This window comes from Psychroserpens luteolus (genome assembly GCF_021032705.1).
In the GTDB taxonomy this organism is placed as follows: domain Bacteria; phylum Bacteroidota; class Bacteroidia; order Flavobacteriales; family Flavobacteriaceae; genus Psychroserpens; species Psychroserpens luteolus.
The window spans coordinates 87,371-108,649 of sequence record NZ_JAHVXI010000003.1 but is presented as its reverse complement, the minus strand read 5'-3'; the positions used below and the strand labels follow the sequence as shown (position 1 = coordinate 108,649).

The window sequence follows — 21,279 nt, the reverse complement described above, 5'->3', positions numbered from 1 at the left end:
ATTTGCGTTCATGGATATCTCACAAGTTTTTGGATACTTTGGAGCACTTTTAATTGGCCTTGTTTTAGGATTAATTGGAGGAGGAGGGTCTATTCTAACGGTTCCTATATTGGTGTACTTAATGTTTATAAACCCAGTCACTGCAACGGCTTATTCACTTTTTGTGGTTGGAGTATCTTCTGTTTTTGGCACATTTCAGAATATTAAAAAGGGATTAGTAGATTTTAAAACTGCTATTGTATTTGCAATCCCAGCATTTATTGCTGTGTACCTTACACGAAAGTTTTTAGTGCCAGCAATCCCATCGGAAATTTTTACTATCGGAGATTTTACACTGACCAAGAATGTAGCTATTATGGTCTTTTTTGCTATTGTTATGTTGTTGGCTTCAATTTCAATGATAAAGGAAAGAAAAGTTGCGGTAGATACATCTTCCGAAGATGTAAAATTTAATTATCCGTTAATCACTATTGAAGGTTTTGTTGTTGGTGTATTAACAGGAATTGTTGGTGCTGGAGGAGGGTTTCTTATTATACCTGCATTAGTGCTTTTAGCAAAATTACCAATGAAAAAAGCTGTAGGAACCTCACTTTTAATTATTGCAGTAAAGTCCCTAATAGGTTTTATTGGCGACATTGAGAACCTAAATATAGACTGGGCATTTTTACTCATATTTACAGCGATTTCTGTAGTTGGGATTTTTATTGGGACTTATCTTTCCAATTTTATTAATGGTAAAAAATTAAAAAAAGGGTTTGGATGGTTTGTACTAATTATGGGAGTCTATATTATTCTAAAAGAACTATTATAGCATGGAAAAATTAGATGCGTCTTACTGGGATAACCGATATATAAATAAAGAAGACCGTTGGGATTTAGGAGAAGTGTCACCGCCAATCAAGACTTATATTGACCAGCTCAAAGATAAATCTTTACGTATTTTAATTCCTGGTGGCGGTAATTCTTATGAAGCCGAGTATTTGTTTAATCAAGGATTCACCAATGTTTATGTCATCGATTTATCTAAAACAGCTCTCAATAATATAAAGAAAAGAGTGCCTGAATTTCCTGATGACCATTTAATTCAAACTAACTTTTTTGACTTAAATATGCCTTTTGATCTCATATTGGAACAAACGTTTTTTTGCGCACTTGACCCAAGTCTTCGGTCAAAATATGTGACGAAGATGAGCGAGCTTTTAGTTGATAAAGGTAAACTTGTAGGATTATTATTTGATCAACCTTTAAACGACGATAAACCTCCGTTTGGAGGAAACAAAGTACTGTATCTATCTTACTTTAAAGACGTCTTTCATATTAAAACGATGGAGTTGTGTTACAATTCTATTTCTCATCGACAAGGTAATGAGCTATTTTTCAGTGTAATAAAAAAATAATATTTAATGTTTTTCGTTAAAAAAAGTGGTGTAGCTGTAACATTTTAAGAAGACTTGCGTCCAATAGGTGTTCAATCAAAACATCATCACAATGCGACAAGATAATCAACTTATAGTACTTACACATTTGAGTCAGTTGCTTACATTTTTAACAGGATTTGGCGGACTTATAGTTCCGTTGATCATTTGGGCTACTCAAAAAGAAAATGTGTATAGAATGGATCAAGAAGGCAAAAATATCGTCAATTTTCAATTGAGCGTATTAGTATATAGTTTAATTTGTATTCCTTTAGTATTTGTATTAGTTGGCGTTTTTGGATTAATAGTATTAGGTATACTATCGTTTATATTTCCAATTATAAACGCTATTAGAGCAAGTCATGGAGAATCACCAAAATATCCTTTATCTCTTAATTTTATTAGTTAGTTATTTTACATAGGGATAAATGAAAACGCTCACTTTTTTAAGTGAGCGTTTTTTAGTTATAGTATATACACGCACAATAGTAATTGGGTGTTTTTACTTGGTTTTTTAATGACATTACTTATTAATTTAGGACATCATTTTAAATATTAAATTATGGCCAAAACTGTTTCTACATCTTCTGCATCCACTGTTAAACCTAAAGTTGATAAAACTTCAGATACAACAAAACCCGGAATTTCTCAAGACATTATTAAAGAACTAAGTGATGAAATAAATAATATGTTGTCTTATGCAGTTTACAACGGAATTACTATAAATACTGAAATTAATTCTCTTATTCAAAACAGTAGTGTTGACGATCTAATTAATGCTCATAATTTATTGTGTAAGAATGTTGCACCTGCTACACCAAAATCTATTAAGTATACTAAAAATTTACATTCAGAAGATAATAGTAAAATGATATTAAGTCGATTACCATTGGTTAGAAACCTCATTATTTTGGCATTGGTATTCTTGGCAATTTTCATTATTACTGGAACGTCATCTGCTGTAAACAATGATTCGCTCGACAAAGGAATCATGAATAACCATGGAGAACAATTGCTTTTAAATATTGGTTATTTGTGTGCTATTTCTGGTCTGGGCGTCGTATTTTATTTATTAAAAAATGTAAGTAGTTCGTTAAAAAAAGGAACATTGTTACCTGAGGAATCCATAGAATATATGGCTCAAATAGTACTTGGTATTATTGCAGGTTTAGTATTATCTGAAATTTTATCAGTGTATATCACTAATCCTGACAATGTTAATTTATTCAATAAAAGTGTCTTGGCGCTCATTGGAGGATTTTCGTCAGATGCATTGTTTAGTATGCTTCAAGGTGTTATTGATAGAATTAAATCAATTTTTATTCCTGCTAGTACTTCATAAAGCATAGTTTATGTATTGTTAATCAAATGTCGACTAACTACAGTATCATAGATAATTTGTAAGTGTTCAATTTTTAATTCCTTATTAAAGGAAATGATATCAACAACATCAAAATTAACTGTAGCCTCTGTTTTTAAAACCCAATGATAATTGAAATGTAAGGCGAGTTTGTTGGATTCATGATCATCAAAAATGCCTTTAAGCTCTAGTTTCGACGAATTCGTATCGTTTTGTAAAGATGTATAAAATGCATTCGCAGGTTGATGACCATAAAGCGGTGAAGATACAGTTCCGGTTTCAGAAAATAAATCAACAATACGCTCTATATCACCAAGTTCAAGGTACTTTAAATAGAGTTTTGCTATGGATGTTCTTGTCATAGTTATAAAAATAGAAAAGCCAATAACTAGAGGTCATTGGCTTTTATAATATATGTTTTTCGTGACTAGTTATTTAGCATTACAGGCATCACTAACATCGTTACTTTTTCGCCATCATCTAAACCATCAATAGGAGTCAAGATACCAGCTCTATTAGGCAAGCTCATTTCTAGTTGCACTTCATCAGAGTTTAGGTTATTTAGCATTTCAGTTAAAAAGCGTGAGTTAAACCCAATTTGCATATCATCACCTTGATAATCACAAGTTAAACGTTCTTCGGCTTTATTTGAGTAGTCGATATCTTCAGCAGAAATATTCAACTCGGCACCAGCAATTTTTAAACGTATTTGATGCGTCGTCTTATTTGAGAAGATACTCACACGACGAACAGAGTTTAAGAATTGTGTTCTATCTATAGTTAATTTGTTTGGATTTTCTTTAGGAATAACCGCTTCGTAATTAGGATATTTCCCATCTATTAAACGACAAACAAGCACAGAATTTTCAAAGGTAAACTTAGCATTCGAATCGTTGTACTCAATAGTAACTGCATCATCGTTTGCTGCTAAAATTCCTTTTAAAAGATTTAAAGGCTTTTTTGGCATTATAAATTCGGCAACTTGATCTGCTTTAACATCACCACGTGTATATTTAACTAATTTGTGAGCATCGGTTGCTACAAATGTTAAACCTTCAGTAGAGAATTGAAAAAAGACACCACTCATTACAGGACGTAAATCATCATTACCTGCAGCAAAGATGGTCTTGCTTATAGCTGTAGCTAAAATATCACCAGCTATTGTGGTTGTACTTGGATTATCCAATTCTACAGCTTTTGGAAATTCATTCCCATCTGCATAAGCCAAGGCATATTTACCATGATTAGAACTAATCTCAACGGTATTGTTATCTTCAACCACAAAGGTTAATGGTTGCTCTGGAAACGTTTTCAAAGTATCGAGTAATAAACGTGCTGGTAATGCAATACTACCATCGTTATCACTTTCAACATCTAAACTTGAAGACATTGTCGTTTCTAAATCACTTGCCGAAACTGTTAGTTTTGAGTCTTTTAACTCAAATAAGAAATTATCTAAAATCGGTAGTGTATTCGAACTATTGATAACACCTCCTAAAACTTGTAATTGTTTAAGTAAATATGTACTGGATACTATAAATTTCATACGTTCTTCTAAAATTTTTACAAAATTATCACAACAAATTGTGCAATACAAATATATCTTAAAGCTATTGTTTTATAAAACAAACTTATTAACAACTCAAAGCTTATAAAAAAGGGCATTTTAGACCTGTTTTTTGGTTATTTAGAGTAGCGTTTTCTTCTAAAATATTTAAAAGCAAAACCAAAAAGACCTAATATTACAAGAGGTAAGGCAATATTTACAATTTGCCATTTGGATTTTTGGTCTTCAATTTTTTCAGAATCTAAGAATGCCAATTTCACCTCTTTTGTACGAATGTTTATAAGTCCGTCATCATTCAAAAGGTAGTTCACAGCATTTTCTAGAAACTCTTTATTTCCAAATTTGCGTTTGGTCAAAAATTCGAAACCTAATTCTTGAGGTCTGTTTTTTATAACCTCATTTTTAATCACATCACCATCGGCAATAACAATCATCTTTGTGGCAATACTTTTGGTTTTATCATCAGAAACCTTAAACGGTTTGATACGTTTATCGTACACAGAACTAAACTCTCCTTCGAGTAGAACGGCTAAGGTTTGATTTGGTTCTTTGTACTCTTCAGGATTGGGTTCTTGAGTAACCACATCTAAACTAATTTCTCGCGGCACACCTTGTGTTTTTGATAATTGAGAACTTCTTAGTAAAATCGTTTTATCAATGGTGTTTTTTAGTGTATCTATCTGACTCGTAAAATCAAATTTTACGGGATCTAAGTTGGTCGTTATGGGATGATTTGGGTTACTGGCTGCTAATGGCGAGTATGGCCATTGTACTGGCTGAAACTGGGCATTATTGCCTTCACCAATGGCTAGAGGAATAGGTGCAGAGTACAAATCGTTAACAATAACAGGGTTAATACGCACACCATATTTAAAAAAGAAATCGTTAAGGTTGAGATCCTTCATAATAGCCACAGCAGTTCCAGCTCTGTTGTTCAAACTATCTCTATCCATAACAATACTCTCGGTGAGCCATAGGCTTTTACCACCATTCATGGTATATTGATCTAATACATATTTCTCTTCTTCGGAAAAGGCCTCACTTGGTTTTGCAGAAACAATAAGATCATAATTCCTAATGTCTTGCAAGGTTTTTTTAGGGTTGCTAGCTACACTATCTAAAGTAAATGGTGCTAGAAAATAATGCTCTCCTAATCGTTTAAGGAAATCGGCAACATATATATCTTTTAACTGACCATTACCTCTTAAAATGGCTATCTTTTTCTGCTTTGGAGTGACTAACTTTTTAAAAGCTTCAGCAAAGGCATACTCTAAGTTTTGAATTGAACCATTGACCAATTCCTGATCTGTGGCTCCAATTTTATTTTTTATCAACGGAATGATAACCGTTTGCTCATTATAACTGGCTAATGCCCAGGGAATAATAAGTTCTTGAGAGGTTTTGCCGCTTTCCTTAATATTGATTTGAAATGGTTGCAAGCCGCGCTGTGTTAGTTGTTGTAGGATTTGATTGCGATTTTTTTCATCGGCTAACGGATTCATGAACTCAAAGTTGACATTGCTATTGTAAACTGTGAACTCTTCAAGTAGCTGTTGTGTCTCGTCACGTAGTCGTCTAAATTCTGTTGGAAAATCACCTTCCAAGAACACGTCAATAATTAAAGGTGAATCAACATCTTCAATAGTTTGTAAAGCCTCATTAGATAAAGTATAGCGTTTATCTTTCGTTAGATCAAAACGTTTATAGACTTTGCTCGATATGACATTAGCAGCAATAATTGCGACTAAAACGATGGCAATTGTGATGATATTTTTTTTAGTCTTTAGCATCAAATTTTATCTCTTCTTTATATGTTGATATCGCACTAACTTTATCGTGTTCAAAAACAATTTCAACGCATTCTTTTTCGGTATTAAAAGCGCCAGGTTCAATACCCAAGCTATAGTTCCATCTGTTAGAGTCATGGTCTTTTTGAGCCTCGTCCCATGATAACCATTCATACGTTCCCAAAAGGGATTCAATGTCGCTTTTTGGCTGTCCGATTAAAATTTCCGAAGTAATCATATCATCAGATAATTCATAACGTAATGCAGGTTTCTCTATCCACAATTCTGAAGAAAAATATTTTTGATGGTGATAGTTACTAAAAATATTTACCATCGGGTATACAGCATAGAAATAAGCAAAAGGCGTAATCGCTAAACTCACTAAAAAGGTCAGCCATTTGCGACGATCTATTGTTTTTACAAACAGAAAGATTAGTACAAAAACAATGCACATCATAATGACTAAAGGAGCTGTAATAATCATTTGTTTGCGCGTTTAATGTTTAGTTTAGTGAGTACAATAAATAAAGCCGTGATACTTAAAAAATAAATGATGTCTCTGGTATCTAAAACACCTCGACTCATACTTTTAAAATGAGACTCCATTCCTAATTTTTCAATATATAGGGTGTCTCCAAAAAGGTTGTAATTGGACAAGCCCTCAAAACCAAAATAGAAAAAGAAACAAATAAATACAGCAATGATAAAGGCTACGATTTGATTGTCGGTCAAGCTAGAAGCAAATACGCCAATAGCAGTATAAGCAGCAACCAGAAAGAGCAATCCGAAATATGACCCCATCACACTACCAACATCTAAGTTGCCTTCAGGATTTCCAAGCTTAGAAATGGTATAGACATATAGTAATGTTGGAATTAAAGCAATAATAATTAATACAAAAGCACCAAGATATTTTCCAAAAACGATATTGAGATGACTAATAGGCTTAGTGAGTAATAACTCCAAAGTACCTTGTTTCTTCTCATCTGCAAAACTACGCATCGTTACAGCTGGAACTAGAAATATGAGAATCCATGGCGCTAATAAAAAGAAAGTTGATAAATCGGCAAAGCCATTATCAAGAACATTAAATTCGCCTTTAAACAGCCATAAAAACAAGCCGTTAAGTAATAAAAATACAGCAATAACTAAGTATCCAATAGGAGAGGCGAAGAAGGTGTTTATTTCTTTTTTTAGTATGGCGAGCATTATTAGTTGTTAGGGTTTTCTAGTTTATTTTTCATCAAAGATATTAAACCATGTATAGTTACACCAAAAAATACCATATAAAGACTCAGGCGAGTGAGCGGTCTTTCGATATCTTCGGTTGGGAGTTCTGTGAAAAATGCATAAATCACTAAGCAGCTAGCGATGATAATTGTCACAGAACCAAATGATTGCACTTTGTTTAAGAATTTATGTTTTCGAGGTTTCATATATGCACCAAGAGCGACATTAACCAAACCAAATAATAAAATATAAAGGTGTCCAGCTCTAAATAAAGCTCTATTCATAAGTTCCATATCTTTTAGATGGTCATATTTATGGTGCATGTATTGTCCAGTCAATAAAAAAACGATAACGATTATAATACCAAAAAAGAGATGAAATCTTCCAAACATATTTAGCTATTTAATATCAAATCTAATGTCGTCTAATAGTCTTACTTGGTCAAGTACCTTGCATTCTAAGTTGGTAATGTATACTTGATCACCAGATTTTACTAGTGCGATTAATTTCTTTGTCTCTTCTGAAGCTCTATTACCTATATTTTTTGAAATCCCAACAGAAGTTGTCCCTCTAACCACCATCATTGTATAGGATGTGATACCAAAATTTATGCAAGCATATTCACTATAGGAATCAAATTTACCAATGCTAAAATGTTTTTTAAATTTTTCTTCGGAAATCGAGCCTTCTTCTATACCTGCCAGCGTAGGAATAGGGTCGGGAAAATCAATAACTCGATATATTTTTTTAGTAACAAAGACAGTGTCTTTCTGTTTTATCTTGTAGAAATTTATAACGAGTTCTCTACGTTCTGTAGAAGGTATAAGATTAAAGTTACAATCTCGATAATATTCTATTTTAGCAGCATCACTTTTAATAACAACATCGGCACATTTGGTATTTTCTATGGTTGCTTTAATAGGATTGCTAATCCCTCTTATTACAATATTTTGCAACGACATTTCTAATGACACTTCTTGGGCAAACGTTATTTGCACAACTAATAATAAGAACAAGAATTTGGTCATAGTTGATAGTTTATTCCAGTGATTCCAATTTATCTACACTCCAAGCTTCTGGTTTAGCATTGAACAACGGTTTTGTTTTTGCCCAAACACCTTTAAACAAGTTAGACTGTCTATAATTTTCTAAATCGGCTTCGGTTTGCCAATAACTATACGTAAAAAAGACGTTTGTATTGTGTTTGTCACGATAGAGTTCTAAAAATTCACAACCATCAAAAGCTCTAATATGGTGCTTATTATCTTCAAAATTAGAAAGGAATTCTTCAATTTTAGAAGCATCAAAGCTCATTTTTACAATTCTTACAAACATAGCTTAAGTTTTTGAAAAATTAATAGTGACTGTGTCCATCACTTTAAGTCCCATAAGACTTGACGCACTACCAACAGTAGCATTATCACTTTTGTAAACTGCAATTTCTAAATACCCAGACGAATTAAATACAACCAAACCTTTGCCAGCATCGTAACGCTTATCTTCAGGAATTTCAAAATTAATGGCATCGCTGTATTTGTCGTATATTTTTTTGAACTTATAGCTACGTGCCGAAATTTCATAAGCACGAGTTTTTTGCACACCTTCAAAAAATTGACGTTTGATGTTGGTGATTACATTGCCGTAGTTGTCAATATAAATAACACTTCCAATAATTTGATTCTTTTCATCATTAACGAACGGAATCAAATTTTTAATAGGTTTAATTGTATTGATTAGTTTTCCAATCACTTCTAAGGTACCACCACGAGCAATATGACAAGCGACATTCACAAACACATCCAATACAGGAAAACTGGTGGCTACACGATCATGAATATTTATTTCAACAATTTTTTGCGGCGCAATTTCAGAGCAGATCATACTCATGATCCCATTATTGGCACAAATGAAATAGTGATCGTCTAATTTTACAGCAATATGTTTGTTTTCAGGATTGAGCTCAGAGTCAATACCAATCATATGAATGGTGCCTTTAGGAAAACTGCTATATGCATTCTGAATAATATAAGCCGCTTCAGCGACATTAAATGGCGCTACCGAATGCGAGATATCAACAATTCTCACATCAGGCAATTCACTATAAATAGCACCTTTAATGGCACCAGCAAAGTGATCTTTTTCACCAAAATCGGTTGTTAATGTGATGATTGCCATAGGTTAGCTGCAAATAAAGTTTAATTGATGTTTTCCTTTTTTTGATCTTAAACAAAACTGTTAAAAACTAATCATATTTTAACCTTAGGTAAACCTACAGAATAAAATAGTTTAATTATTTTTGATTAAGATGATATTAAAATGAAGCTCATTTTGTCTCATCACAAAACTAATAAAACAAAACAGATTAATTTATAATTCCCATCGCTTTTGAACGAACTTATTTTAGAACTAGAAGAAATTACACCCAAAGAATTTTTTGGAGCTCAAAATGCCAACATCGTACTACTCAAAAAATACTTTCCGAAACTTAAAATTGTAGCTAGAGGTAACAAAATAAAAGCTTATGGCGACGAAGATTTACTTGAAGAATTTGATCGTCGTATGAACATGCTCATGCAACATTTTGGCAAGTATAATAAAATAGATGAAAATGTGATTGAGCGTGTATTGACAAGTCAAAGCAGTGATGATTACACAACCTCAGAGCAAAGCGGTGAAACTATAGTCCATGGCGTTAATGGAAAGATTATAAAGGCGCAAACTGTGAACCAGCGCAAGTTGGTTGAGAGCATGCGTAAAAATGATATGGTTTTTGCTATAGGTCCAGCTGGAACAGGTAAAACCTATACAGGAGTAGCTTTAGCGGTTCGTGCGTTAAAAGCAAAAGAGGTTAAACGTATTATTTTAACGCGTCCTGCAGTTGAAGCAGGTGAGAATTTAGGATTTCTTCCTGGTGATTTAAAAGAAAAGCTAGATCCCTATATGCAACCCTTATATGATGCACTTCGCGATATGATTCCTGCTGAGAGATTGGCTAGTTTTATTGAAAATGGAACCATTCAAATTGCACCTTTGGCATTTATGCGTGGACGAACATTAGACAATGCTTTTGTGATTTTAGATGAAGGTCAAAATACGACGCATGCACAAATGAAAATGTTTTTAACACGTATGGGAAAAAATGCAAAGTTCTTGCTTACAGGAGATCCTGGTCAAGTTGATTTACCACGTCGTACTATTTCCGGATTAAAAGAAGCCTTACTTGTGCTTAAAAATGTAGATGGTATTGGTATGATCTACTTAGATGATAAGGATGTGATTCGTCATAAATTGGTGAAGAAGGTCATTGCAGCTTATAAAAGTATAGAAAATAGAGATTAATTTTTTAATAAGAAGCTATTCCAGCTTTCGGCAGTCGCTCTCTGCGAGGAGCTTCAACAAATGCCTCAATCTGGGCTAGGATTTAAGTAATAATAAAAACAAATTGTTCAGTCGTGGCAAATCAGAACCATACCATAACAGCATCCAATTTCAATTTCCCCAACCAAAAAAGTGTCTATAAAGGGAAAGTAAGAGAAGTTTATAACATCAACGATGAAGAGCTTGTCATGATCGCGACCGATCGTTTATCGGCTTTTGACGTGGTTATGCCTAAAGGGATTCCGTATAAAGGGCAAATCCTCAATCAGATTGCAACAAGTATGATGAAAGCAACAGAAGACTTGGTGCCTAATTGGTTAACAGCGACTCCAGATCCTAATGTAGCTGTCGGACATTTATGTGACCCCTTTAAAGTAGAAATGGTGATTAGAGGTTATATGTCTGGTCATGCAGCTCGTGAGTATAAAGCTGGACGACGCTTGTTGTGTGGCGTAGAAATGCCAGAAGGCATGAAAGAAAATGATAAATTCCCAGAACCTATTATCACACCAGCTACTAAAGCAGAAATGGGAGATCACGACGAAGATATCTCACGTGAAGATATTTTAAAACGAGGTATTGTTTCCGAAGAAGATTATGTCGTACTTGAAGATTATACACGTAAATTATTTCAACGTGGTACAGAAATCGCTGCGTCAAGAGGACTAATCTTGGTAGATACCAAATATGAGTTTGGTAAAACAAAAGAGGGTAAAATAGTACTTATCGATGAAATCCATACACCAGATTCGTCGCGTTATTTTTATGCCGATGGTTACCAAGAGCGTCAGGACAACAACGAAGCACAAAAACAACTGTCTAAAGAATTTGTGCGTCAATGGTTGATCTCAAATAATTTTCAAGGCCTAGAAGGACAAACCGTTCCTGAAATGAGCGATGCATATATTGAAACTGTTAGTGAACGTTATATTGAGCTTTATGAGAATATCATGGGCGAAAAATTCGTTAAAGCTGATGTATCTGATATTCAAAGTAGGATAGAGGCTAATGTTCTCAATTATCTTAAATCTTAAGGTATTCAAATTAAAAAAGGAACCAAGTCTGGTTCCTTTTTCATGAATTAATTATTTAATTATGTGCAGTATTACTATTCTATAATAATGCGTTTATTTATGATTTGACCATCATTTTCAATGCTCAAAATATAAACGGCACTTTCTAGAGTCCCAAAGTGTAAGCGTTGATTAAATAATCCTCCATTGTTTGCGTAGGTAAGTTGATTTATAACACGACCTCTCAAGTCATATAGTATAATATTAACATCTTTATTGTTTTGTGTGCTAAAAGAAACATTTAATTCGTCTTTAGCTGGATTAGGCCATATCGCCAGAGAATCTGATAAATTAGCATCTTCAACACTTAATGTTGTTGTTCCGCAAATCTCTAGATCAAAGTTTAGAAATGTACCGCCATCTTCAGTAGGAAAACCATCGGTAATTGTTAAAACCCAATCACCTACGGTACTTTCATCGTTAAAGGCAGATAATACTTCTGCTGGTTGAACAGTACCACCTACGGCAGGAGCAATAGTACTACAAGACACTGGGCCAGCAGCCTGATCATCAAAAGTGACGTTGATGTCATTTGTACCATCATCACAGGTGCTATTGGCTAATAATGTTACAGATGTACCGTTTGGAGATGTTAATACTAACTCTATATCTCCAGCCCATGTATGTGAAATATTTATTGTCATATTTACATCCGAAATTGTGATGTCATCGGTAATGTTAAGTGTAGATGTAATAACATGTACTGAATTACCTGCGCCTGGAATGTTCAAATTGTTTTCCGAAGAATTATAATTTGTACATGTCACGTCGGCTGTTGTAAAGCTTCTTGTTGCTGAATAAGAGGATTCGCCACAACTATTTGCAGCTTTTACTCTCCAGAAATATTGTGTGTTTGCGGTAAGTTCTGGAGTCGAAAATGTCGTGCCATTAAACGTACTTGAAGCAATGATCGCTGTGAATGCTGCATTTGTTGAAAGTTCTACCGTGTAACTTGTAGCATCTGTAACAGTATTCCAAACTAAATCTGATAATAGCGGAATATCTGTGGCATTGTTAGCCGGACTTACAAGTCCTGGTGTATTTGGAGTGGCTCCTTCAATAATAAGTTCGACATCTATAGATTTGGTTACAATACCAGTTCCTGTTACTGTAATCATATAATTTCCAGCAGAAATACTTCCTAAGTTATTTACTGTAAATGTCGTTGTACCTGTATCACTTAAACTAGTCGGACTAAAACTTCCCGATGCTCCAGCTGGTAAATTTGATGCAGAAAATACTGTAGTATCTGTATTTCCACCTGTAGCTGTATAGTTAATAGTATAATTAACAGAATTGGTTGATTCACAAATATTTTCAGAAGAATTTGAAGCTGCTAATACAAAGTCTGGAGCCACGCTGCAACTAACAACGTTAGGTTTAAATGTAGATTCTATAGACATGACATAAGCTTCCATAACAGTTGTTTGTCCGTTACTAAACATAATCATACAAGCATCGTCAGTATAATCCATAAAACTTTGAAATAAGCGTTGCTCACCTGCAGCACAAGCAGGAGAAGCGCCTAAAGTTGGGCATCCACCACTTGGATTACTTTGATTAGGTGTATCTGCAATATTATCATCAGTGGCACAACTACCCGTAAAAACATGATCTAAATTATAGAAATGCCCAAGCTCATGAGTTACTGTACGACCTAAATTAAAAGGTGCTCCTGGAACGATACCAGAATTTGGGCAACCAGCACCAGAACCGAAAGCACCTAAGTTCATTGTTACAGATTCACCTGCAGCAATATTTCCAGGAAAAGGTGAGAAGCCTAATAAACCTCCACCAATATCTTTTACAAGAAAGTTCATGTAACCTGCCCAATTTGCATCGGTTTCTCCTCCATTTCCAAAATTATATCCAATGGTTACGGCTGGACCGCCTTCAACCATTTCAGGATCTAATCCTGTAGGATGATTCATTGTAGCAATACAAAACAAAACATTTGTATTACCAGTTGTAGTATTTGTACTTGTATAAAATGGCGCTGCAGCATCCCAACCTGAAATATCTGCATTTGTACCATTAAAATCTTCATTTAAAATATCAATTTGATTTTGGGCTAAAGCTTCGAGACATGCGCGATCAGATTCGAGACCAGAAGGGAAGTGAACAGCGACAGGAATGATAATAGGATCCATTCTTCGATTAGACTGTCTTGCTTCAAGGTTTAATGCTAATTGAGCTTTAAATTTAGCCTGTGTTTTTATGTATTGTCTAGCGTATTCTGGGTCTTGCATTTTTTCCTGCATAAGTTCAACCATACCGCAAGAACGCTGGGCATTTACTAATGTTCCTATACATAGGAAAAGCACTAGGAGAGGTAGTTTTAGATTCATCAATTTTTCTTTTCTAGGTTTATACTATTATTAACATGTATAAATGAATTTACCCTAAAAAAACTTTCAATATTTAATCAAATTGATAAATAAAACATAAAAATAATTCACTATTCTGAATTTATCTTATGGGATAGTAATTAGTTGTAAATGAGAAACTCCAAATAGTGAATTTAATACATGGTATTTGGATTGGCAGATGTTTTTGGAATTTGTTGTATAGCATCCCAATGCTCGCAAATTTTTCCGTTTATATCAAACCGAAAAAAATCCATTGTGACATACTGGTCATTTCCAGGCCAAGTTTGATGTGTATGGAGTGCTACCAAATTGCCTTCAGCAATACATCTTACAAATGCTATAGATTTATTGGGATACTCATTTTGCATACGATCAAAATAGTCAATAAAACCTTGTAAGCCATCAGCAACATCGGGATTGTGTTGGATGTATTCATTGCCAACATACAGTTCTATTGCCTTTTTGGGTTGTCCTTCATACGCCATTTTATAAAAGGCAATGGCGTTCGTCTTGTTTTGCTCTAGATTCATATCTTAATTTTTAAGCGCTCTTACCAATTTTCTTACACCTTTATAAATAAAAGCATTGGTCTTTACATAATGAAACGAAATAATACATACCACAATTATAAATAGAAATGCGCCGAGTATTGCTTGTGTTGGATTCAATGCTTTTAAAAAGAAATGTTTAAGTCCGACTCCTGTGAAACTTCCAAAGATGATTATAAAGTGTATCACATAAATTGACAAGGTTTTTTGTCCAATTTTCCCAATTAATGATCCTTTTAAAAAAGGCTCAGCAGCATAGAAAACTCCAAATATCAACAATACATTTCCAAAGCGTGTAAAGAGATAATTAAAGTAAGCTGAAGATTTGAAAATTTCAATATCTGTCCAATAATGTAAACGCATTAAAAACCACGAAGAACAATCGATTAGGAATATACCTGTGATAAAAAATGAAATTACGGTAACTAATCTGAATCGTTTTTTATGGACATGAGAATAGAATATAGTAGCGAGAAAGCCTCCAAAAGCAGTGTAGCCAAACCATGGCAAAATGGTGAAAATAGAGCCGTAACTTTTAGTCATATAGTTGGCAAAGGCGATTGGTACATTACTAAAATTCCATGACTGATATATAGGTTCAGTTAAAAAGCACAAGCAACCCATAAGAAATAAGAGTATAGATAAAAGTCTTACATGTTTCCGAAGTAAAACGTAGCATCCAATAAGTATAATAAGGGATAAACCTATACATTGCAAAACGTCTACAACAAAGAAATAGGATTTAAAGTCACCGCGTAGCCATCCAAAAATATCAACACGAAGTAAATACCCAATACCAATTAGTAATAAACCTCTGTATAACCCTTTTTTAATTCTAGGGTAATCATCTCCTTTATGTTTGGCTCTTAAAAGTAAATATAAGAATACCAATCCAGAGATGGTGAAAAATGTTGGAGCTGTAATACCCCGAAAATAATACCATATTTGATAAACCATGTTTGACGAATCTCGGTGTATAGGATTGAGAAGTGTGTCTATAAAATGACCTTGAAGCATCATTAAAATTGCAAATGCACGTACGGCATCAATAAAAAAGATTCGGTTGGTTTTCAATAGTTAGTCGATTTGTATAAATATACTTTTAATTTTTCAGGTGTACTAAATTGAAAGTAATATCTTAGAAGGCAAATTTAAGATTGTAAATGGAACAACTCAATTCGATTTCTGAAAAATTTTCGTCCTTAGCGTGGGGAATTCCATTACTTGTTTTACTTATTGGTGGTGGACTCTATTTATTAGTGTTGTCACGTTTTTTACCGTTCCGTTTTTTTGGTCATGCTATAAAAGTACTAAGAGGAAAATATGATGACCCAAACGATCCTGGAGAGATTAGCCATTTCAAAGCCTTAACTACCGCACTATCTTCAACAATAGGCATGGGTAACATTTCAGGTGTAGCCTTAGCTATTGCTGTTGGTGGGCCAGGCGCTATGTTCTGGATGTGGATTAGTGCAGTTGTTGGCATGTCTACAAAGTTTTTTACGTCCACCTTAGCCATTATGTATAGAGGAAAAGATAGTAATGGTGAATTGCAAGGCGGTCCTATGTATTTTATTAGAGAAGGTTTAGGGAAGAATTGGAAATTTTTAGCGATTATGTTTTCAGTTTTCGGAATGCTCGGCGCATTACCTGTGGTTAATGTTAACCAATTAAAACAAGCCATTAATGATATTGTTTTAATTCCTAATGGTGTGGAGGTAAGTCTATCTACTAACCTTATCATTGCTGCAGTTTTGGTTATTGTGACAACCATTGTTGTTCTTGGCGGATTAAAACGTATAAGTTCTATTGCCTCTAAAATGGTACCTTCTATGGTAATCCTATATTTTATTTTAGTATTGATCATATTGGTAATTAACTACACCGAAGTCCCTAAGTATTTTATGATGATTTTTACAGATGCTTTTGATGCAAACTTTATGAAAACCGAAGGAAAGAAAGATGTCATTGGAGGTGTTTTAGGAGCACTCGTCTTATTAGGAATTAAACGCGGTGCTTTTTCAAATGAAGCAGGAATTGGTACAGCACCAATGGCGCATGGAGCAGCAAAAACAGATGAGCCTGTACGTGAAGGTTTGGTAGCCATGCTTGGTCCAGTTATAGACACGCTAATAGTATGTACATTAACTGCATTAGCTATTTTAGTAACTGGTGTTTGGAAAATAGATGGACTTAATGGTGTAAGTTTGACGGCCTCGGCTTTTCAAAATGCAATGCCTAGAATTGGACAATATCTACTCATGATTTGTGTGTTTATTTTTAGCATCTCATCCTTATTTTCTTATGCTTATTACGGAAAGAAATGCATGTCTTTTTTAGCTGGAGCACACAACAAGCAGTATTACAATTATTTCTACATTTTAAGTATTATTTTGGCGGCTACCACTGAATTTGAAGTGATGATCAACTTTATTGATGGGATATTTGCGTTCATGGCCATACCTACGATGCTAGCCACTATTTTATTAGCTCCTAAAGTCGTGAAGGAGTTGAAGATTTATATACATAACTTAAAAACAGAAAAGCCAAATGATCGATAAAAGCAGCAGTAAAAAACGTACTAGAGAAAAAGCATATTGGAGAGAAAACATTAAGTATGTCTGTATCCTTTTAATTATATGGGCCTTAGTTTCATATGGCGCAGGAATAGTTTTTAAAGATGAACTTAATAACATAAAAATGGGAGGTTTTAAACTTGGTTTTTGGTTTGCTCAACAAGGTTCAATGTATGTATTTGTTATACTCATTTTTATTTATGTACGAATCATGAATAAGCTAGATAAAAAATATGGTTTTGATGAATAGTGAATCTGCAGAATCAATATTGGATGTGCAAAGTTGGACTTATATTTTAGTAGGTATAACTTTTGCACTTTATATAGGAATCGCAATTTGGTCAAGAGCGAGTTCAACAAAAGATTTTTATGTTGCTGGAGGCGGTGTTTCGCCTTGGGCAAATGGAATGGCTACAGCTGCCGACTGGATGAGTGCAGCCTCATTTATATCAATGGCCGGAATTATATCATTTGCAGGGTATGATGGTGCAGTATATCTTATGGGTTGGACAGGTGGTTATGTGCTTCTTGCATTGTTGTTAGCTCCTTACCTTAGAAAGTTTGGAAAATTCACGGTTCCAGATTTTATAGGAGATCGTTACTATTCTAATACGGCTCGTATAGTGGCTGTAATTTGTGCATTGCTAGTGTCGTTCACTTATGTGGCAGGACAAATGAGAGGCGTAGGTATTGTATTTTCTAGATTTTTAGAGGTAGATATTAATACAGGTGTTATTATTGGGATGCTTATTGTTTTATTTTATGCTGTTTTAGGAGGAATGAAAGGGATCACTTATACACAAGTTGCACAATATTGTGTTCTCATTTTTGCATTTATGGTGCCAGCTATTTTTATTTCAATTCAAATGACAGGAAACCCAGTACCTCAATTAGGATTTGGAGGCGAATTAAATGATGGATCTGGAATGTATTTATTAGATAAATTAGACGGTTTAAGTACAGAACTTGGTTTTTCTGAATACACCGAAGGAACAAAGTCTACAATAGATGTTTTTGCTATTACGCTGGCATTGATGGTTGGTACAGCAGGCTTACCACATGTGATTGTTAGATTCTTTACAGTTAAAAAAGTAAGAGATGCACGCAAATCTGCCGGAATAGCATTGTTACTAATTGTTATTTTATATAGTACAGCTCCTGCGGTATCTGTTTTCGCACGAACAAATATGATTGAAACAATATCAGATAAGCCTTATACAGAAGTTCCTCAATGGTTTAAAAAATGGGAAACTACAGGTTTAATAACGTTTACCGATAAAAATAAAGATGGTAAAGTTCAATATTTAGCAAATGAAACTAAAAATGAACTCATTGTTGATAATGATATCATGGTGCTTGCAAATCCAGAAATAGCAAAACTTCCTAATTGGGTTATTGCTTTAGTTGCTGCTGGTGGTTTGGCAGCAGCCTTATCGACAGCTGCAGGATTATTATTAGTGATTTCAGCATCAGTATCCCATGACCTTATAAAAAAGGTTATTAATCCAAAAATTACAGAAAAAACAGAGTTAAGAGCTGCTCGATTGTCTGCTGTTGGAGCTGTATGTATTGCTGGATATTTTGGAATTAATCCACCAGGATTTGTAGCAGCTGTTGTAGCTCTCGCTTTTGGATTAGCAGCTGCGTCATTTTTTCCTGCAATTATCCTAGGTATTTTCTATAAGAAGATGAATAAAGAAGGAGCTATAGCTGGAATGATAGTTGGTATTATAGCCATGCTCTTATATATGATAAAATATAAATTAGGTTGGTTTGATGAAGTATTACCTGATAAAAGTGAATGGTGGTTTGGAATTTCACCTGAAGGTTTTGGTAGTATTGCAATGTTACTTAATTTTAGTGTATCAATTATTGTCATGAAGTTTACAAAATCACCTCCTGAAAATGTACAAAAGATTGTTGAAGATATTAGAATTCCATCTGGTGCAGGAGATGCTATAAATCATTAATATATGAGTAATTACCATATTAAAAACCTTGAAGAATATTTTCAAGTCTATCGGAAGTCTGTTAGAAACCCAGAGTTGTTTTGGGAAGAAATTGCCGAAGAACATTTTATGTGGCGCAAAAAATGGGACAAGGTGCTACAATGGGATTTCTCTAAACCTGAGGTCAAGTGGTTTAATGGTGGGAAATTGAACATTACCGAAAATTGTATTGACAGACATTTGCATACCAGAGGTGACAAAACGGCTATTCTTTTTGAGCCCAATACTCCAAATGAAGGTGCTCAACATATTACATACAAACAGTTGCATGAACGTGTTTGCCGATTTGCAAATGTGTTAAAAGAACAAGGTGTTAATAAAGGAGATCGTGTTTGTATTTATTTACCAATGATTCCCGAATTAGCGATTTCAGTTTTGGCTTGTGCTCGTATTGGTGCTATACATTCGGTCGTATTTGCCGGATTTTCTGCACAGGCTTTAGCAACTAGAATCAATGATTCAGATTGTAAAATGGTTATCACTAGCGATGGGTCTTACCGAGGCGCCAAAACAATCGATTTAAAAGGAATTGTAGATGATGCCTTAGAGCACTGTTCATGCGTAGATACAGTTTTAGTCGCTAAACGCATACAATCTGATGTCAATATGAAAGAGGGTAGAGACCATTGGCTGCAACCACTTCTTGATGAGGCATACATCGATTTCCCTCCTGAAGTGATGGACGCCGAAGATCCGTTATTCATTTTGTATACTTCTGGATCAACAGGGCAACCCAAAGGGATGGTGCATTCTACAGCTGGTTATATGATCTATAGTGCCTATACTTTTAAAAATGTATTTCAGTATAAAGAAGAAGATGTGTATTGGTGTACAGCCGATATTGGTTGGATCACAGGGCATAGTTATATTGTTTATGGTCCTTTAGCTAATGGAGCAACGACTGTCATGTTTGAAGGTGTGCCAAGTTATCCAGATTTTGGACGCTTTTGGGAGATTGTAGAAAAGCATAAGATCACACAATTTTATACAGCACCTACAGCGATTAGGGCTTTAGCAAAAGAAGGCGTTTCTCATTTAGAGAAATATGACCTATCCTCTTTAAAAGTTTTAGGAACGGTTGGTGAACCTATTAATGAAGAAGCTTGGCATTGGTATGATGATAATGTAGGCAAGAAGAAAGCACCTATTGTCGATACGTGGTGGCAAACCGAAACAGGAGGTATTATGATTACACCTATTCCATTTGCAACACCAACAAAACCAACCTATGCAACCTTGCCATTTCCAGGAATTCAACCCGCTTTAATGGATGGAAATGGAAATGAAATAAACGGAAACCAAGTAGATGGTCGTTTATGTGTGAAGTTTCCTTGGCCTAGTATGGCACGTACCATTTGGGGAAATCATCAACGTTATAAAGACACGTATTTTTCGGCATTTGAAAAGATGTATTTTACTGGTGATGGTGCTTTACGCGATGAAGTTGGATACTACAGGATTACAGGTCGTGTTGATGATGTGATTATTGTATCTGGTCATAACTTAGGTACAGCTCCAATTGAAGATGCTATAAACGAACATCCAGCAGTAGCCGAAAGCGCTATAGTTGGTTTTCCTCATGATATTAAAGGCAATGCTTTATATGGTTATGTGACTTTAAAAGATACTGGTGAAGGTAGAAATCATGATAACCTGAGGAAAGAGATCAACCAGATTATTACCGAGCAAATTGGACCAATAGCTAAGTTGGATACCATTCAATTTACTAACGGACTTCCAAAAACACGTAGTGGTAAGATCATGCGTCGTATCCTTCGTAAAATTGCACATAAAGATGCCGATAACTTAGGAGATATTAGTACGCTTCTTAATCCAGAAGTTGTTCAAGACATTAAAGACAATGCTATGTGATTTGGGCATTCCCTTTTGCTTAAAAAAGCAAAACGTCGCGCTCTCACCAGTCGTTATCAAAGATGAGCTCCAACAATGGCTCCATCACTAATGCG

The 21,279-nt window shown here is 34.6% G+C and carries 22 protein-coding genes; 10 read left to right on the top strand and 12 right to left on the bottom strand.

Going from position 1 to position 21,279, the window contains the following annotated elements:
- Positions 1 to 10: 10 nt before the first annotated feature.
- The 4 genes from KWG70_RS09455 (at position 11) to KWG70_RS09440 (ending at position 2,757) form a co-directional block, all read left to right on the top strand.
- A complete protein-coding gene (locus tag KWG70_RS09455) occupies positions 11 to 811 on the top strand; it encodes a sulfite exporter TauE/SafE family protein (protein ID WP_230935773.1) in 801 nt (266 codons plus the stop codon).
- Between the two features lies 1 nt (position 812).
- Positions 813 to 1,397: a methyltransferase domain-containing protein gene (locus tag KWG70_RS09450; protein ID WP_230935772.1), complete on the top strand. Its 585-nt coding sequence runs from the start codon at positions 813 to 815 to the stop codon at positions 1,395 to 1,397.
- A gap of 91 nt (positions 1,398 to 1,488) precedes the next feature.
- Entirely contained in the window at positions 1,489 to 1,824 is a 336-nt protein-coding gene (locus KWG70_RS09445) for a DUF4870 domain-containing protein (protein ID WP_230935771.1), read from the top strand.
- Between the two features lie 153 nt (positions 1,825 to 1,977).
- Positions 1,978 to 2,757, top strand: coding sequence for a hypothetical protein (locus KWG70_RS09440; RefSeq protein WP_230935770.1), 780 nt, complete (start codon positions 1,978 to 1,980; stop codon positions 2,755 to 2,757).
- A gap of 8 nt (positions 2,758 to 2,765) precedes the next feature.
- On the opposite strand, the gene KWG70_RS09435 is transcribed toward KWG70_RS09440, so the two are convergent.
- The 9 genes from KWG70_RS09435 to KWG70_RS09395 form a co-directional block, all read right to left on the bottom strand.
- On the bottom strand, positions 2,766 to 3,137 hold the full coding sequence (locus KWG70_RS09435) for a nuclear transport factor 2-like protein (RefSeq protein WP_230935769.1): 372 nt from the start codon (positions 3,135 to 3,137) through the stop codon (positions 2,766 to 2,768).
- A 65-nt stretch (positions 3,138 to 3,202) separates the two neighbouring features.
- Positions 3,203 to 4,321, bottom strand: a complete 1,119-nt coding sequence (gene dnaN, locus KWG70_RS09430; RefSeq protein ID WP_230935768.1) for a DNA polymerase III subunit beta — start codon at positions 4,319 to 4,321, stop codon at positions 3,203 to 3,205.
- A 137-nt stretch (positions 4,322 to 4,458) separates the two neighbouring features.
- Positions 4,459 to 6,132 carry a gliding motility-associated ABC transporter substrate-binding protein GldG gene (gene gldG, locus KWG70_RS09425; protein ID WP_230935767.1) on the bottom strand — a complete coding sequence of 558 codons (1,674 nt, stop codon included), beginning with the start codon at positions 6,130 to 6,132 and terminating at the stop codon, positions 4,459 to 4,461.
- Positions 6,119 to 6,613 (bottom strand): hypothetical protein, encoded by a 495-nt coding sequence (locus tag KWG70_RS09420; RefSeq protein WP_230935766.1) that lies wholly within the window; start codon positions 6,611 to 6,613, stop codon positions 6,119 to 6,121. Before KWG70_RS09420 ends, gldG begins: the two co-directional genes overlap by 14 nt.
- Complete coding sequence (gene gldF / locus KWG70_RS09415) at positions 6,610 to 7,338, bottom strand: gliding motility-associated ABC transporter permease subunit GldF (protein WP_230935765.1); 729 nt, start codon at positions 7,336 to 7,338, stop codon at positions 6,610 to 6,612. Before gldF ends, KWG70_RS09420 begins: the two co-directional genes overlap by 4 nt.
- Before the next feature lie 2 nt (positions 7,339 to 7,340).
- Entirely contained in the window at positions 7,341 to 7,751 is a 411-nt protein-coding gene (locus tag KWG70_RS09410; protein ID WP_230935764.1) for a hypothetical protein, read from the bottom strand.
- Between the two features lie 6 nt (positions 7,752 to 7,757).
- Positions 7,758 to 8,387, bottom strand: a complete 630-nt coding sequence (locus KWG70_RS09405) for a GldM family protein (RefSeq protein WP_230935763.1) — start codon at positions 8,385 to 8,387, stop codon at positions 7,758 to 7,760.
- Between the two features lie 10 nt (positions 8,388 to 8,397).
- Positions 8,398 to 8,694, bottom strand: a complete 297-nt coding sequence (locus tag KWG70_RS09400; RefSeq protein ID WP_230935762.1) for a putative quinol monooxygenase — start codon at positions 8,692 to 8,694, stop codon at positions 8,398 to 8,400.
- A gap of 3 nt (positions 8,695 to 8,697) precedes the next feature.
- Complete coding sequence (locus KWG70_RS09395) at positions 8,698 to 9,534, bottom strand: SAM hydrolase/SAM-dependent halogenase family protein (RefSeq protein ID WP_230935761.1); 837 nt, start codon at positions 9,532 to 9,534, stop codon at positions 8,698 to 8,700.
- A 210-nt stretch (positions 9,535 to 9,744) separates the two neighbouring features.
- On the opposite strand from KWG70_RS09395, the gene KWG70_RS09390 reads away from it, so the two are divergent.
- Positions 9,745 to 10,698: a PhoH family protein gene (locus KWG70_RS09390; protein WP_230935760.1), complete on the top strand. Its 954-nt coding sequence runs from the start codon at positions 9,745 to 9,747 to the stop codon at positions 10,696 to 10,698.
- A gap of 113 nt (positions 10,699 to 10,811) precedes the next feature.
- Positions 10,812 to 11,771, top strand: a complete 960-nt coding sequence (locus KWG70_RS09385; protein WP_230935759.1) for a phosphoribosylaminoimidazolesuccinocarboxamide synthase — start codon at positions 10,812 to 10,814, stop codon at positions 11,769 to 11,771.
- A gap of 74 nt (positions 11,772 to 11,845) precedes the next feature.
- On the opposite strand, the gene KWG70_RS09380 is transcribed toward KWG70_RS09385, so the two are convergent.
- The 3 genes from KWG70_RS09380 to KWG70_RS09370 all read right to left on the bottom strand — a co-directional run bounded on the left by KWG70_RS09380 (position 11,846) and on the right by KWG70_RS09370 (position 15,801).
- Entirely contained in the window at positions 11,846 to 14,158 is a 2,313-nt protein-coding gene (locus KWG70_RS09380; protein WP_230935758.1) for a zinc-dependent metalloprotease, read from the bottom strand.
- 173 nt (positions 14,159 to 14,331) lie between these two features.
- Positions 14,332 to 14,709, bottom strand: a complete 378-nt coding sequence (locus tag KWG70_RS09375) for a nuclear transport factor 2 family protein (RefSeq protein ID WP_230935757.1) — start codon at positions 14,707 to 14,709, stop codon at positions 14,332 to 14,334.
- A 3-nt stretch (positions 14,710 to 14,712) separates the two neighbouring features.
- On the bottom strand, positions 14,713 to 15,801 hold the full coding sequence (locus tag KWG70_RS09370) for a heparan-alpha-glucosaminide N-acetyltransferase domain-containing protein (protein WP_230935756.1): 1,089 nt from the start codon (positions 15,799 to 15,801) through the stop codon (positions 14,713 to 14,715).
- Positions 15,802 to 15,890: 89 nt separating this feature from the next.
- On the opposite strand from KWG70_RS09370, the gene KWG70_RS09365 reads away from it, so the two are divergent.
- Genes KWG70_RS09365 through acs form a run of 4 tightly spaced genes read left to right on the top strand, consistent with a single transcriptional unit; the run spans position 15,891 to position 21,184 of the window.
- On the top strand, positions 15,891 to 17,288 hold the full coding sequence (locus tag KWG70_RS09365) for an alanine/glycine:cation symporter family protein (protein ID WP_230935755.1): 1,398 nt from the start codon (positions 15,891 to 15,893) through the stop codon (positions 17,286 to 17,288).
- Positions 17,278 to 17,553: a DUF4212 domain-containing protein gene (locus tag KWG70_RS09360; protein WP_230935754.1), complete on the top strand. Its 276-nt coding sequence runs from the start codon at positions 17,278 to 17,280 to the stop codon at positions 17,551 to 17,553. The genes KWG70_RS09365 and KWG70_RS09360 overlap by 11 nt, the downstream gene beginning before the upstream one ends.
- Positions 17,554 to 17,572: 19 nt before the next feature.
- Entirely contained in the window at positions 17,573 to 19,273 is a 1,701-nt protein-coding gene (locus KWG70_RS09355; protein ID WP_230936064.1) for a sodium:solute symporter family protein, read from the top strand.
- A 3-nt stretch (positions 19,274 to 19,276) separates the two neighbouring features.
- A complete protein-coding gene (gene acs / locus KWG70_RS09350; protein WP_230935753.1) occupies positions 19,277 to 21,184 on the top strand; it encodes an acetate--CoA ligase in 1,908 nt (635 codons plus the stop codon).
- Positions 21,185 to 21,279 lie beyond the last annotated feature (95 nt).

What these genes read in the sequence shown, in the direction of transcription:
- KWG70_RS09405 (WP_230935763.1), bottom strand. Translation starts at nt 8,387, where the DNA reads ATGACCAAATTCTTGTTCTTATTATTAGTTGTGCAAATAACGTTTGCC.
- KWG70_RS09445 (WP_230935771.1), top strand. Translation starts at nt 1,489, where the DNA reads ATGCGACAAGATAATCAACTTATAGTACTTACACATTTGAGTCAGTTG.
- KWG70_RS09380 (WP_230935758.1), bottom strand. Translation starts at nt 14,158, where the DNA reads ATGAATCTAAAACTACCTCTCCTAGTGCTTTTCCTATGTATAGGAACA.
- KWG70_RS09450 (WP_230935772.1), top strand. Translation starts at nt 813, where the DNA reads ATGGAAAAATTAGATGCGTCTTACTGGGATAACCGATATATAAATAAA.
- KWG70_RS09420 (WP_230935766.1), bottom strand. Translation starts at nt 6,613, where the DNA reads ATGATTATTACAGCTCCTTTAGTCATTATGATGTGCATTGTTTTTGTA.
- KWG70_RS09365 (WP_230935755.1), top strand. Translation starts at nt 15,891, where the DNA reads ATGGAACAACTCAATTCGATTTCTGAAAAATTTTCGTCCTTAGCGTGG.
- KWG70_RS09360 (WP_230935754.1), top strand. Translation starts at nt 17,278, where the DNA reads ATGATCGATAAAAGCAGCAGTAAAAAACGTACTAGAGAAAAAGCATAT.
- KWG70_RS09410 (WP_230935764.1), bottom strand. Translation starts at nt 7,751, where the DNA reads ATGTTTGGAAGATTTCATCTCTTTTTTGGTATTATAATCGTTATCGTT.
- KWG70_RS09440 (WP_230935770.1), top strand. Translation starts at nt 1,978, where the DNA reads ATGGCCAAAACTGTTTCTACATCTTCTGCATCCACTGTTAAACCTAAA.
- gldF (WP_230935765.1), bottom strand. Translation starts at nt 7,338, where the DNA reads ATGCTCGCCATACTAAAAAAAGAAATAAACACCTTCTTCGCCTCTCCT.
- dnaN (WP_230935768.1), bottom strand. Translation starts at nt 4,321, where the DNA reads ATGAAATTTATAGTATCCAGTACATATTTACTTAAACAATTACAAGTT.
- KWG70_RS09395 (WP_230935761.1), bottom strand. Translation starts at nt 9,534, where the DNA reads ATGGCAATCATCACATTAACAACCGATTTTGGTGAAAAAGATCACTTT.
- KWG70_RS09435 (WP_230935769.1), bottom strand. Translation starts at nt 3,137, where the DNA reads ATGACAAGAACATCCATAGCAAAACTCTATTTAAAGTACCTTGAACTT.
- KWG70_RS09375 (WP_230935757.1), bottom strand. Translation starts at nt 14,709, where the DNA reads ATGAATCTAGAGCAAAACAAGACGAACGCCATTGCCTTTTATAAAATG.
- KWG70_RS09455 (WP_230935773.1), top strand. Translation starts at nt 11, where the DNA reads ATGGATATCTCACAAGTTTTTGGATACTTTGGAGCACTTTTAATTGGC.
- gldG (WP_230935767.1), bottom strand. Translation starts at nt 6,132, where the DNA reads ATGCTAAAGACTAAAAAAAATATCATCACAATTGCCATCGTTTTAGTC.
- acs (WP_230935753.1), top strand. Translation starts at nt 19,277, where the DNA reads ATGAGTAATTACCATATTAAAAACCTTGAAGAATATTTTCAAGTCTAT.
- KWG70_RS09400 (WP_230935762.1), bottom strand. Translation starts at nt 8,694, where the DNA reads ATGTTTGTAAGAATTGTAAAAATGAGCTTTGATGCTTCTAAAATTGAA.